At 60.5% G+C, this 12,617-nt stretch carries 10 protein-coding genes and 1 tRNA gene; 3 read left to right on the top strand and 8 right to left on the bottom strand.

Translation table 11 applies throughout. The features are described 5' to 3' along the window. Nucleotides 1–108: 108 nt before the first annotated feature. A tRNA-Asp gene (locus LG31_RS0105995) sits at nt 109–185 on the top strand. Between the two features lie 271 nt (nt 186–456). On the opposite strand, the gene LG31_RS0106000 is transcribed toward LG31_RS0105995, so the two are convergent. Together LG31_RS0106000 and LG31_RS0106005 are read right to left on the bottom strand one after the other, a co-directional pair. Beyond that, nucleotides 457–3,033 carry a bifunctional acetate--CoA ligase family protein/GNAT family N-acetyltransferase gene (locus LG31_RS0106000; protein ID WP_033113589.1) on the bottom strand — a complete coding sequence of 859 codons (2,577 nt, stop codon included), beginning with the start codon at nt 3,031–3,033 and terminating at the stop codon, nt 457–459. A gap of 73 nt (nt 3,034–3,106) precedes the next feature. Then, nucleotides 3,107–3,298: a hypothetical protein gene (locus tag LG31_RS0106005; protein ID WP_019446537.1), complete on the bottom strand. Its 192-nt coding sequence runs from the start codon at nt 3,296–3,298 to the stop codon at nt 3,107–3,109. 191 nt (nt 3,299–3,489) lie between these two features. Between LG31_RS0106005 and LG31_RS0106010 the strand changes: the two genes are divergently transcribed. Further along, a complete protein-coding gene (locus tag LG31_RS0106010) occupies nt 3,490–4,356 on the top strand; it encodes a type 2 periplasmic-binding domain-containing protein (protein WP_033113625.1) in 867 nt (288 codons plus the stop codon). Here LG31_RS0106010 and ilvY read toward each other — a convergent pair. Then, nucleotides 4,345–5,238, bottom strand: a complete 894-nt coding sequence (ilvY, locus tag LG31_RS0106015) for an HTH-type transcriptional activator IlvY (RefSeq protein WP_033113590.1) — start codon at nt 5,236–5,238, stop codon at nt 4,345–4,347. The two genes, LG31_RS0106010 and ilvY, sit on opposite strands and share 12 nt — an antisense overlap. A gap of 253 nt (nt 5,239–5,491) precedes the next feature. Here ilvY and ilvC point away from each other — a divergent pair, with 253 nt between their 5' ends. Then, nucleotides 5,492–6,973, top strand: coding sequence for a ketol-acid reductoisomerase (gene ilvC, locus LG31_RS0106020; RefSeq protein WP_005355979.1), 1,482 nt, complete (start codon nt 5,492–5,494; stop codon nt 6,971–6,973). Nucleotides 6,974–7,129: 156 nt separating this feature from the next. Here the strand turns inward: ilvC and pgi are convergent, their stop codons facing one another. The 5 genes from pgi to coaBC form a co-directional block, all read right to left on the bottom strand. Continuing rightward, nucleotides 7,130–8,779: a glucose-6-phosphate isomerase gene (gene pgi / locus LG31_RS0106025; RefSeq protein WP_033113591.1), complete on the bottom strand. Its 1,650-nt coding sequence runs from the start codon at nt 8,777–8,779 to the stop codon at nt 7,130–7,132. Nucleotides 8,780–9,126: 347 nt separating this feature from the next. Beyond that, a complete protein-coding gene (locus tag LG31_RS0106030; RefSeq protein ID WP_033113592.1) occupies nt 9,127–9,963 on the bottom strand; it encodes a mechanosensitive ion channel domain-containing protein in 837 nt (278 codons plus the stop codon). Between the two features lie 166 nt (nt 9,964–10,129). Continuing rightward, the gene (slmA, locus tag LG31_RS0106035; RefSeq protein WP_033113593.1) at nt 10,130–10,726 is read right to left on the bottom strand and encodes a nucleoid occlusion factor SlmA; all 597 of its coding nucleotides are present in this window, start codon (nt 10,724–10,726) and stop codon (nt 10,130–10,132) included. A 68-nt stretch (nt 10,727–10,794) separates the two neighbouring features. Further along, nucleotides 10,795–11,253: a dUTP diphosphatase gene (dut, locus tag LG31_RS0106040; protein ID WP_033113594.1), complete on the bottom strand. Its 459-nt coding sequence runs from the start codon at nt 11,251–11,253 to the stop codon at nt 10,795–10,797. Nucleotides 11,254–11,339: 86 nt separating this feature from the next. Beyond that, a complete protein-coding gene (gene coaBC / locus LG31_RS0106045) occupies nt 11,340–12,542 on the bottom strand; it encodes a bifunctional phosphopantothenoylcysteine decarboxylase/phosphopantothenate--cysteine ligase CoaBC (RefSeq protein ID WP_033113595.1) in 1,203 nt (400 codons plus the stop codon). Nucleotides 12,543–12,617 lie beyond the last annotated feature (75 nt).

Raw genomic sequence — 12,617 nt, forward strand, 5'->3', positions numbered from 1 at the left:
CACTGCCAGGCACCCAATTAAACAGCGACGTGCAAAATCATGTCACTGGCTGCGAGGATGACACCTCAGAAGAAGCGGCAAACAATTTAGCGCAAGCTAACCGAATGCGGAGCGGTAGTTCAGTCGGTTAGAATACCGGCCTGTCACGCCGGGGGTCGCGGGTTCGAGTCCCGTCCGCTCCGCCACTAATTTGAAGGCCTTCCCGATTGGGAAGGCCTTTTTGCTATGGGCGATTTGCCTGTTGGCCACAGCGTTGCACACCAGAATAGACACCAAAGCCCGGTCTGATGACCGGGCTTTGGTATTTTCAGCATCGAGAAGCCACTGAACAGTGACTCTTGCCTAAGGGAAGGGCGCTGGCAGGCCCGCGATTCCCTCCTTTTGGTGTGTAATCTCGGTCATTTTTGGATGATTCACAACTATTTATGCTGGATTGCTCGTGGCCATCCCTTCCTGTCACCCTACTCCAGTCCCGCAGGGAAGGGCCATATTGACCACCCCCTCCTCCATCTGGACATCGATGGTGAAGCCGAGGCGCTTGGCGAGGCTCACCATGCTGCGATTGCTGGGCATGGTCATGCCGGATAGCTGGCCAATCCCCTGCTCTTTGGCGTAACGGATGATCTTCTCCATCATCAATTTGCCGAGCCCCACCCCTTTCAAGTCCGATCGCACCAGAATGGCAAACTCGGCATCACTCTGGTCCGGGGTCGAAATGGCGCGTACCACGCCGAGGATCTGATCCTGCAGCTCGCCATCTTGCCCCACCGCTACGAAGGCCATCTCCCGGTCGTAATCGATCTGGGTCATGCGAGCCAGCTCTTCATGGCCCAGCTCGCCCACATCGGCAAAGAAGCGTTTGTACCTGTCTTCATCGGAGACTTGCAGTACGAACTGTTTGTGAGCCGGTTCATCTTCCGGTCGGATCGGGCGTAGCAGGATATGGCGCTGATCTTTAAGCCAGGCTCCCTCTTCCAGCTCGGTCGGGTAGGGTCGGATCGCCAGCCGATTGGTGGGGGGAAGTGCAGGGTCGGCCAGCGTGACGCTGGCATCCAGCACCACCATTTCGGCGCCACAGGCTTGCAGCGGATGAAGATCCAGCTCCTGTATTTGCGGGAAGGCGAGCAGCAGCTCGGATAGCTGGCAGAGCACCTGACCGAGGGCATCGATATCCAGCCGATCCGGCGTGGCATGTTCACGGATCTTGCGACTCTTGAGCGCACCGATGATCTGGTAACGGGCCAGCGCCTGATTGAGCGGCGGTAGCGCTGCAACCATTTCCTGTGGCTCCGCGCCCGATTCCCCCAGCAGAATGACTGGGCCAAATATGGCGTCTTGCTGGATCCGCACCCGCAGCTCCAGACCACCACTGCGCCGCGCCATGCGTTGTACCAGCAACCCTTCAATACGGGCGCCGGGATCGTGTTGTTTCACCCTGTCCAGAATGGCATCGGCAGCCTGTGCCACCTCGGCCGAGGTACGCAGATTGAGCACCACACCGTGCACGGCAGATTTGTGGAGGATATCGGGCGAACGGAGTTTGACTGCCACCGGGTAGCCGATCTGCTCGGCAGTCAGGGTTGCCTCGATGGCATCGGTGACGATCCAGGTGGGCAGGGTGGCGAGCCCGGCTGCCTGCAAGATGGGGTGGGCGAGATGGGTATCCAGCCTCAGCTGTTTGCGCTCCTGCGCCTGACGGATCAGCTGCTGGCACAGCTCGATATTGAGCTGGTTGCCGTGCAGGGAGGCGGGGGTCTCCATCAGCTGCTTCTGGTTGCGGCGGTACTCCACCATATGCATGAAGGCGGCCATGGCGCTTTCGGGTGTACGGTAGGTCGGGATGCCCGCCTCGGTAAAGAGTTTGCGCCCCTCCTGCGCCGAGTACTCGCCCGCCCAGTTGGTGAGAATATTGAAACGGCGCGCTCTGGGGTGCTGTTTCAGGTGGGTGATAAGGTGGCTGGCCAGCGGCGCACTGGGGGCTGTAAGGGAGGGGGCGTGAATGATCAGGATGGCATCGATCCCCTCTTCCCCAAGCAGGTTGTCCAGCGTTTCCTGATAGGTGGTAATGGTGGCATCGCTGCCGATATCGAGCGGCGGGCGGGCCAGTTTGCCGCCCCGCTCCAGCAGCACATCCACCGCCATATTGGCCAGCCCGCGGCCATTGGAGATGATGGCTAGTCGCTCCCCCTTGAGGGTCATGGAGTGGCTCAGTGTTTCCACTGCGGCAAACAGCTCGTGGGTATCCCGCACCCGCAGCATGCCGGCGCGGCGGATGGCGGCGTCATAGACGTTGTCGAGGCCGTGAGCCGGATCGTGGCGTCCGCTTTTCAGCACCAGGATTGGCTTGTTGCGCGAGGCCGCTCGAGCTGCCGAGAGAAAATGGCGGGCATCGTGCAGCTTGTCCATGTAGAGCAGGATGGCGCGGGTCACGCTGTCGCGGGATAGTTGATCCAGCAGCTGGCCGAAGTCGATATCGCAGTGATCGCCAAGAGAGATAAAGGCGGAGAAGCCCAGCTCATGCTGCTTGGCCCAGTCGAGAATGGTGGTGCTGACCGCGGCAGACTGGGAGAGAAAGGCGACTTGCCCGGGCTTGGCGGCAATCGGTGAAAAGCTGGCATTGAGCCCCTGACCGGGCAGCAGCATCCCCATGCTGTTGGGGCCGAGTAGGCGGATGCCATATTGTCGGCAAAGCCGTTTCAGCTCCTGCCGCTCATCTTGTGAAAAATCGGCGGCGAGTATGATGGCGGCGCCCGTTCCCTTCTGGCCGAGCGCCTCCAGCAGGGGGGTGACCCGCTCCCGGCGAGTACAGATGATGGCGAGATCCGGAGCCAGCGGCAAGCTGGCGATATCGGGATAGGCCAGCACGCCAGCCACTGCCTTGCTGCGCGGGGTGACTGGCAGGATGGGCCCTTTGAAGTTGCCCGCCAGCAGGTGGCGAACGATCACGTGGCCCGCTTTGTGCGGATCGGTCGAGGCGCCGATGATGGCGATTGATTGGGGTTTGAACAGCCGATCCAGACCGCTTGCGTTCATGGGCACTCCCGTCGAAAGGGGGAAGATACCAGTCTAATACCTCTTTGTTGCAGGTTCTGTGACCGGCTCCCGATCACCGTTTGTTGAGGGCGTTGGCGCGCAGGTAAAAGCGCAGCTCCCCCTGTACCCGGCGGATGGCACCGAGGTGGCGCTCCTGCAGGTAGATCTCCTGCTCCCTGTCCAGCAAGGTGCTGGGCAGACCCATGCTCTGCAAATACTCCTCAAACAGGGTTGATCCCTTGATCTCGACCAGATGCTGTTTCATGGCGCTCCTCCCTGATGTGGTTCGATGATGGCGAATATTCAGTCTGCGATCCCTTGCCCGGTTTGCCTATTGTCACTTCTGACATGAGGCGGGACCGGAGAAGGTTCACACATCTGGCAGCAAGCGCCGCATCTGGCCCTTGGCTGGCGTTATAGTATGACCAGAAGCATGGCGCTTGGATGGTGCAGGAAATGAAGCGAGTCGGGTGGTGGTGCATGGTGTTGTGGCTGTGGGCGGCGGATGCGTCGGCTGCCGTGCAGTCGATCCGCACCTGGAATCTGCTGCTGGAGCATCCCAACCCGTCAGTGGTGCAGCTGCTGCGGCTCTCTCTCGATCTGACGGTGCCCGAATATGGTCCCTACCAGCTGGTCTCCAGCCCGCCGATGGAACAGGGGCGGACGGTGAAAGAGTTGCACAGCGGCGAGCTGGTTCAGGTCGGAGTGTTTGCCCCCGATGAGGAGCGGGAAAGGGATCTGCTAGCGGTGCATATTCCATTGGCCAAGGGGCTGCTCGGCTGGCGGGTTTGTCTGATTCGGCAGGGGGATGAGGGGCGCTTTGCCGCCATTCACTTCTTGGCCGACTGGCGCCGCTCCGGGCTCATCATCGGCCAGCACAGATCCTGGCCTGACACCCAGCTGCTGAGGGCCAACGGCCTCAATGTGATGGCTGGCAATCTCTATGAAGCGCTGTTCAACATGCTGCGCAAGCAGCGTTTCGACTGCTTTTTGCGATCCGTGATCGAGGTCGAGGATGAGCTCAGGCAACATCCGGATCTCGCTATCGAGCCTCGTCTGGTGTTTCGCTATCCGCTGGCACTGCTCTTCTTTGTCTCGCCAAAATATCCGGAGCTGGCGCAGCGCATCGAGCTCGGTCTGCAGCGGGCGCGGCAAACCGGGGATTTTGACCGGATCTTCGAGGAGGGGTTTGGCAGTACCATCCGCCGTTTGCAGCTCGACCAGCGGCAGCGCCTCGAGCTGAACAACCCTGATCTGCCGTTGTCGAGTCGCAAGATGATGGCCGACCCGACGCTCATCTACCAGCCCGTCTCAGCGCAGTGAGTTCTGGCTTTGCGCCGTATCCCAGAAGGCGCGGATCAGCGGCTCTTCCAGTCGCTTCTTGAGCACCCCGATCCCCACATCAAATGGTTTGAAGGCGGGTTTGAGGTCGATGATCCGCACCTTGTCGCCGAGCGGGCTGTGGTCGATCACCGCCGCCGGTACCAGCCCCACGCCACAACCGAGCGCCACCATGGCGACGATCCCCTCGTTGCCCGCCACCTCGGCGTAGATGTTGGGGGCTATCCCCTTGTTGCGAAACCACTGATCGCTGCGTTTGCGGGCCAGCCCCTGCTCGGAGAGGATAACCGGCAGTTGCTCCCAGTCCGGCTCCCCCTGGCGGAACCACTGGTTCAGCTGGGGGGCGTTGCGCGGCGCGATAAAGACCAGCGGCACCAGCTGCAGGCTGGCGAATTCGAGCTTGGCGGGCAGGGCATCGGGACGGGCGGCGATGGCGAGATCGGCTTCGTCGGCCAGGATCTTGTCCACCGCCAGTGCCGGGTCGCCGGTTTCCAGCTTGATCTCCAGCTGGGGGTAGCGGCGGCGAAAGCGCTCCAGCACTTCAGGCAGCAGAAAGTAGCTGGCGGTGACCGAGCAGAAGACCCGCAGCCGCCCTTGCAGCGGTTCGTCGCTGCGTTTGAGCTCCTGCTTGAGCTGACGCCACTCCTGCAACAGGCCGCCGCCAAACTCCCGCAGCTTCTCGCCGGCGGGGGTGAGCCGCACCGAGCGGTTGTCCCGCTCGAACAGGATGCAGCCGGTCTCCTGCTCCAGCCGCTGGATGGCGCGGCTCAGGGTGGAGGGGCTGACCGCCATGGCATCGGCGCTCTTGCCGAAGTGGAGGGAGTCGGCGAGGTGGAGAAACAGCTCGAGATTGCGAAGGTCCATTGATCACTTCCTGCTGCAGTCAGGGCATAGATTCATGCCGAACCTTTCGGCTCTGGCAACCGCCTCCCCGGATAATTCAGCGGCAATTTTGCTGAAATGGGGAGTCACATGGGGTGAAACTGCCAAGAATCATCTTTCAATTCTTGCAACATACTGTTTCGAATATATCAGTTCAGGCAATAAGTGTCCCGCGCTATAGTGGTTCAGACAACGCCGTTACCCGGCATGGAATCAATCGAACGGAGCAATCACCATGGCTAACTATTTCAACACCTTGAACCTGCGTCAGCAGTTGGCCCAGCTGGGCAAGTGTCGTTTCATGCAGCGCGAAGAGTTCGCGGACGGCTGCAACGTACTGAAGGGCAAGAAGGTGGTGATTGTGGGCTGTGGTGCCCAGGGTCTGAACCAGGGCCTGAACATGCGCGACTCCGGGCTGGATATCTCCTACGCCCTGCGCAAGGCCGCCATCACCGAGAAGCGTGCCTCCTGGCAGAAAGCTACCGACAACGGCTTTGCGGTCGGTACCTATGAAGAGCTGATCCCGACCGCCGATCTGGTGCTGAACCTGACTCCGGACAAGCAGCACTCTGACGTGGTGAAGACCGTGATGCCGCTGATGAAGCAGGGTGCTGCGCTGGGCTACTCCCACGGCTTCAACGTGGTGGAAGAGGGTCAGCAGATCCGCTCCGACATCACCGTCGTGATGGTGGCGCCCAAGTGCCCGGGCACCGAAGTGCGTGAGGAGTACAAGCGCGGTTTCGGCGTGCCGACCCTGATCGCCGTTCACCCGGAGAACGATCCCAAGGGCGAAGGCATGGCCATCGCCAAGGCGTGGGCCTCTGCCACCGGCGGCGACCGGGCCGGCGTGCTGGAATCCTCCTTCGTGGCGGAAGTGAAATCCGACCTGATGGGCGAGCAGACCATCCTCTGCGGCATGCTGCAGGCCGGTTCTCTGCTCTGCTACGACAAGCTGGTTGCCGAAGGCACAGACCCGGCCTACGCCGGCAAGCTGATCCAGTTCGGTTGGGAGACCATCACCGAAGCCCTGAAACAGGGTGGCATCAGCCTGATGATGGATCGCCTTTCCAACCCGGCCAAGCTGCGCGCCTTCGAGCTCTCCGAGCAGCTCAAGACTCTGATGCGCCCGCTGTTCGAGAAGCACATGGACGACATCATCGCCGGTGAGTTCTCCCGCGGCATGATGGCCGACTGGGCCGAAGATGACGTCAAACTGTTCACCTGGCGTGAAGAGACCGGTAAATCCGCCTTCGAAAACGCCCCGGCGTTCGCTGGCAAGATTGCCGAGCAGGAATACTTCGACAATGGCGTGGTGATGGTGGCCATGGTCAAGGCGGGTGTCGAGCTGGCGTTCGAGACCATGGTGGCTTCCGGTATCTACGAGGAGTCCGCCTACTACGAATCCCTGCACGAGTTGCCGCTGATCGCCAACACCGTTGCTCGCAAGCGTCTGTACGAGATGAACGTGGTCATCTCCGACACCGCCGAATACGGTAACTACCTGTTCGCCAACGCCGCCGTGCCCTTGCTGCGCGAGCACTTCATGCCGACCCTGAAAGCGGGCGATCTGGGTGCCAGCAAGGCGGAAGGGCAGAGCGTGGATAACCTGGCGCTGCTGGCGGCCAACGAAGCGACCCGCAACCACCCGATCGAAAAAATCGGCCAGGTACTGCGCGGTTACATGAAGGACATGAAACGCATCGCCGTTGGCGGTTAAGTCAGCATCGGGCTGGAGGATGAAGGGGCGGGGATGACGATCCCCGTCGCCGGTCGGACTGGACACCCGACCGGCCAGCCAGAAAAATCAGCCTGACAGTCATAAAAAAGCCCCGCTCATCGAGCGGGGCTTTTGCATTCAGAAAGGCTGGATAAATCAGGCTTTCCACGCTTTCCAGGTGTTGATCAGACCGTTGGTGGAGCAGTCGTGGCTGGTGACAGCCTCGGCGGTGTTGAGCTCCGGCAGGATCTTGTTGGCCAGCTGTTTGCCCAGCTCCACGCCCCACTGGTCGAAGGAGAAGATGTTCCAGATTGCACCCTGTACGAAGATCTTGTGCTCGTACATGGCGATCAGGGCACCCAGGGTTTTCGGAGTCAGGCTCTTGAACAGGATGGAGTTGGTCGGGCGGTTGCCTTCGAACACCTTGAACGGCACCAGATCCTTGACCTGCTCCAGGGTTTTGCCAGCAGCCAGGAACTCGGCTTCGACCTGTTCTTTGCTCTTGCCGAAGGCCAGCGCCTCGGTCTGGGCGAAGAAGTTGGCCAGCAGTTTCGGGTGGTGGTCACCGATCGGGTTGTGGCTGATGGCTGGCGCCAGGAAGTCACAGGGGATCAGCTTGGTGCCCTGGTGGATCAGCTGGTAGAAGGCGTGCTGGCCGTTGGTGCCCGGCTCACCCCAGATGATGGGGCCAGTCTGGTAGTCAACCGGCTTGCCGTTGCGATCCACGTACTTGCCGTTGGATTCCATGTTGCCCTGCTGGAAGTAGGCAGGGAAGCGGTGCATGTACTGGTCGTACGGCAGAATGGCTTCGGACTCGGCACCGTAGAAGTTGTTGTACCACAGGCCAATCAGCGCCAGCAGCACCGGCACGTTCTGCTCATAGGAGGCAGTGGCGAAGTGCATGTCCATCTCGAAGGCGCCTTGCAGCAGGGCTTCAAAGTTCTTGAAACCGACCGACAGGGCGATGGGCATGCCGATGGCAGACCAGGAGGAGTAGCGGCCGCCAACCCAGTCCCAGAACTCGAACATGTTGTTGGTGTCGATACCGAACTCGGCCACGGCCTTGCCGTTGGTGGAGAGCGCAGCGAAGTGCTTGGCAACGTGGGCCTTGTCACCGGCGCTGTTGATGAACCAGTCGCGGGCGGTCAGGGCGTTGGTCATGGTCTCCTGAGTGGTGAAGGTCTTGGAGGCCACCAGGAACAGGGTGGTTTCCGGATCGATCTTCTTCAGGGTCTCGGCGATGTGGGTGCCATCGACGTTGGAGACGAAGTGCATCTGCAGGTGGTTTTTGTAGGGGCGTAGTGCTTCGGTGATCATCACCGGGCCCAGATCAGAGCCACCGATCCCGATGTTGACCACGTGCTGGATCGCCTTGCCGGTGTAGCCTTTCCACTCGCCGGAGATGATCTTCTGGCAGAAGCCATTCATCTTGGCCAGTACGGCGTTCACTTCTGGCATCACATCCTTGCCGTCGCACTCGACGGGGCGGTCGGAGCGGTTGCGCAGGGCCACGTGCAGTACGGAGCGGCCTTCGGTCATGTTGATCTTCTCGCCATTGAACATGGCATCGATCGCGCTGCGAAGATCGGTCTCTTTGGCCAGATCAACCAGCAACTTGAGGGTATCTTCGGTGATCAGGTTCTTTGAGTAATCAACCAGAATGTCGCCGCCGAAGGTGAGGGAAAACTTGTCAAAGCGCTTCGGGTCCTGCGCGAACAGATCCTTGAGTTGTGTCTCTTTGTTTGCTGCAAAGTGGGCTGCCAGTGCCTGCCAGGCCTGGGTTTGGGTTGGATTGATATTTTTCATAGGATTCCTGAAATGCCAAGTTGTGTTTGAACCTTGCAGGCAAGGTCCCGCCAAACCTTATTATCCGAGCATTATAGCGAGCCGATCGGGCGGCCCGTGTAACAGATTTTTACCGATTGTCTTTTACCGCAATGGGCCACTGTCGGGAGCATACAACCAGAACATTGGGATTATGAGTCACGAAAGCAAGGCGGATCTTGCGCTTGCTCATGATTGGGGCCACCCCGATGGCCTGAAATTGTTTTCATCCGGTTGGCTTGGTTATGCATTGCAACGGCCATGGGCCGGGGCCAGAAACGACAATGCCAGCCCGAAGGCTGGCATTGTGTATTGCAGCAGATCCGCGATCACGCCTGCGGTTTTTGCATGTGCATGACCATCTGCGGGAAGGGGATCTCGACGCCTTCGGCATCAAAGGCCAGTTTCACCTTCTCGTGGAAGTCGAACCAGACACCCCAGTAATCAGCGGTTTTCACCCAGGGGCGTACCACGATATTGACCGAGGAGTCGGCCAGTGCGGCGACGGCGATGGTGGCAGCCGGATCTTTCAGGATGCGCGGCTCTTCATTCACCAGCCGCTCGAGGATCTGCTTGGCCTTGCGCAGGTCTGAGCCGTAGCCGATACCGAAGGTCATATCTACGCGGCGGGTATCCATCCGTGAGTAGTTGACGATGGTGCCGTTCAGAATGGCGGAGTTGGGCACTACCACCATCTTGTTGTCAGCGGAGGTGAGGGTAGTGGTAAAGAGCTGTACGGATTGCACGACCCCGTTGGTGCCCGCCACTTCGATAAACTCACCCGCCTTGATGGGGCGGAAGATGATCAACAGGAAGCCTGCGGCGAAGTTGGAGAGCGAGCCCTGCAGCGCCAGACCGATGGCCAGACCGGCGGCACCGATAATGGCGACGAAGGAGGCGGTCTGCACCCCGACCCGGCCCAGCGCGGCGATCACTACGAACACCAGGATGGCGTACTTGAGGATGCTGCCGACGAAGTGAGTGATGGTGATGTCGAGCTTGCGGGTTTGCATCACTTTGACCACGCCACCGCTGAGCAGGTTGGCGGCGATATAGCCGACCAGCAGGGTCAGCAGGGCGGCGGCGATATTGACGCCGTACTCGATCAGCAGTCCCTGATTATTGACCAGCCAGGTCTGCGCTTCGGTAATGATTTCGGGTTCCATAGGATGTCCTGTCAGGTTCTAAAAGGTTTATGGTGGATAAATCTAACACCGCAGCGCGACAGTCCGGGTCGCATCTGGTACTTCTTTTCTGCCATAAAAAGCTGACACAAAAAAGAAGGGAGACCAAGGCCTCCCTTCTTTTTTGCTGAATGACGCTAAAAAACCATCAGCTCTGCAGCAACTGGCTGCGGATAAATTGCCACTGATCCTCGAAACCGGCGGTCGGCTTGAGCTTGAACTCGGAGCGGACAAACTGACTGATGCGGCCTTCGGTGTAGGCCAGCAGCAGATTGGCCAGCATGGTCTCGTCGAGCTGGAAGCCCTGACCCTCGCGCAGCCGCTTCTCCCGCAGCACCTGTTTGAGCTGGGTTTCCAGCTTGTCGAACAGGATACTGATGCGATCCCGCAGCCGATCGTGCTCACCCAGCAGGGCGTCGCCGTTGAGGATGCGGGTGATGCCGGGATTGCGCTCGGCAAACACCAGCAGCAGCTGAAGGATGTGGTGGCAGCGCGCCATGGTGTCCTTCTCTTCCGCCATGATCAGATTGACCCGTGACAGCAGGGAATCCTCGATAAAGTCGATCAGCCCCTCGAACATCCGCGCCTTGCTGGGAAAATGCCGATAGAGGGCTGCTTCAGATACGCCGACCTCGGCCGCCAGACGGGCCGTGGTGATGCGCTGCCCCGGACTGGTTTCCAGCATATGGGCGAGCGCTTGCAGGATCTGATCGCGCCGACTCTGTTTCTGATTACTGCTTGCCATGGATTCCCCTAAAAAAACAATGGCTTGGTTCTATTATTAGACACCGCCAAAAGGGCTGGTGTGGTCTGTTATTGACGACCAGAAGAACCAAAACCGCCTTCACCCCGTTCGCTCTGATTGAACTCATCGACCAGTTGGAAGCTGGCCTGAACCACCGGCATTATCACCAGCTGGGCGATGCGCTCGCCGGGCTGCATGGTGAACTCATCTTTGCCACGGTTCCATACCGAGACCATCAGCTGGCCCTGATAGTCGGAATCGACCAGACCGACCAGGTTGCCCAGCACGATGCCGTGCTTATGGCCGAGGCCGGAGCGGGGCAGGATGGTGGCACACAGAGCCGGATCCTGAATATGAATGGCCAGACCGGTTGGCACCAGCGTGGTATCACCGGGGGCCAGAGTCAGCGGCGCATCGAGCAGGGCGCGCAGGTCCATACCGGCAGAGCCCGGTGTGGCGTAGGCGGGCAGCGGGTACTCGGTACCGATACGGGCATCCAGAATCTTCAGTTCAATTTGTGTTGTCATGAATCGCTTGTTCAGTTGGATCTTGTGTCGGCGCCCCTCTTGGCACGGCAAGGCGGGGCGTCATGAGTCTTGCGTTATCGGGACGCTCAGCGCTGGTAGTGGCGCGCAATCAGGGCGATCAGGTGACGGGCCAGCGTCAGCTTGTCGGCCAGCGGCAGCGGGGCCTGGCCCCCTTGCCAGAACACGGTCAGGGCGTTGTCATCGGCGTTGAAGCCCTGCCCCTCGCGGGACACATCGTTGGCGGCGATCATGTCCAGCCGCTTACGCTGCAACTTGTCGAGGGCGTATTGTTCCACATCCACGGTTTCGGCGGCAAATCCGACGGTGAAGGGTTTGTCTGCCAGGGCACCGACGGCCGCGATGATGTCGGGGTTCTTCACCAGCTTCACCACCATCTGGTCGTTGTCACCGGTCTTCTTGATCTTCTGACTGGCTACCTGCTCGGGGCGATAGTCGGCCACTGCGGCGCAGCCGATGAAAAGGTCGCACTCGCTGACCCGGCTCATCACCGCCTGATGCATCTGCTCGGCGCTCTCCACATCGACACGGGTAACGCCTGCAGGGGTTGCCAGCGCCACCGGCCCGCTCACCAGTGTCACGTCTGCACCCGCCTCACGGGCGGCACGGGCGATGGCATAGCCCATCTTGCCGGAGCTGTGGTTGCTGATGTAGCGCACCGGATCCAGCGCCTCGCGGGTTGGACCTGCGGTCAACAACAGCTTTACGCCTGCCAGCAACGGCTCGGCGGTCAGCTGCTGACAGCAGCGATCCACCAGATCGAGGGGATCCAGCATCCGGCCGGGGCCGACATCGCCACAGGCTTGGCTGCCGGCATCCGGCCCCCACAGCAGAATTCCGCGGCTGGCCAGGGTCTTGAGGTTGGCCTGGGTCGCGGCGTTGAGATACATCTGCTGGTTCATGGCGGGCGCCAGGGCGACCGGTGCCGGGGTGGCCAGACTGAGGGTGGTGAGCAGTTCGTCGGCCATGCCGGCAGCCATGCGCGCCATCAGGTTGGCGCTGGTGGGGGCGATCAATACCAGGTCGGCCCACTTGGCCAGCTCGATATGGCCCATGCCCGCTTCGGCGGCCGGATCCAGCAGGCTGTCCGCCACCGGATGGCCGGAGACCGCCTGCAGGGTCAGCGGCGTGATGAACTCCTTGGCGGAGCGGGTCATCACCACCCGCACCTCGGCACCCTGATCTTTCAGACGGCGTACCAGCTCGGCACTCTTGTAGGCGGCGATCCCGCCGCTGACACCCAACAGGATGCGTTTATCGGCCAATCTCATCTGCTGTTTCTCTATCCGGCTCACTTTGACTGGTCGGCTAAGATACCACAGGCAGGGGATGACGACAGGGGTTGG

Source organism: Aeromonas lacus (genome assembly GCF_000764665.1).
Classification (GTDB): domain Bacteria; phylum Pseudomonadota; class Gammaproteobacteria; order Enterobacterales; family Aeromonadaceae; genus Aeromonas; species Aeromonas lacus.

What these genes read in the sequence shown, in the direction of transcription:
- LG31_RS0106000 (WP_033113589.1), bottom strand. Translation starts at nt 3,033, where the DNA reads ATGAACGCAAGCGGTCTGGATCGGCTGTTCAAACCCCAATCAATCGCC.
- LG31_RS0106005 (WP_019446537.1), bottom strand. Translation starts at nt 3,298, where the DNA reads ATGAAACAGCATCTGGTCGAGATCAAGGGATCAACCCTGTTTGAGGAG.
- LG31_RS0106010 (WP_033113625.1), top strand. Translation starts at nt 3,490, where the DNA reads ATGAAGCGAGTCGGGTGGTGGTGCATGGTGTTGTGGCTGTGGGCGGCG.
- ilvY (WP_033113590.1), bottom strand. Translation starts at nt 5,238, where the DNA reads ATGGACCTTCGCAATCTCGAGCTGTTTCTCCACCTCGCCGACTCCCTC.
- ilvC (WP_005355979.1), top strand. Translation starts at nt 5,492, where the DNA reads ATGGCTAACTATTTCAACACCTTGAACCTGCGTCAGCAGTTGGCCCAG.
- pgi (WP_033113591.1), bottom strand. Translation starts at nt 8,779, where the DNA reads ATGAAAAATATCAATCCAACCCAAACCCAGGCCTGGCAGGCACTGGCA.
- LG31_RS0106030 (WP_033113592.1), bottom strand. Translation starts at nt 9,963, where the DNA reads ATGGAACCCGAAATCATTACCGAAGCGCAGACCTGGCTGGTCAATAAT.
- slmA (WP_033113593.1), bottom strand. Translation starts at nt 10,726, where the DNA reads ATGGCAAGCAGTAATCAGAAACAGAGTCGGCGCGATCAGATCCTGCAA.
- dut (WP_033113594.1), bottom strand. Translation starts at nt 11,253, where the DNA reads ATGACAACACAAATTGAACTGAAGATTCTGGATGCCCGTATCGGTACC.
- coaBC (WP_033113595.1), bottom strand. Translation starts at nt 12,542, where the DNA reads ATGAGATTGGCCGATAAACGCATCCTGTTGGGTGTCAGCGGCGGGATC.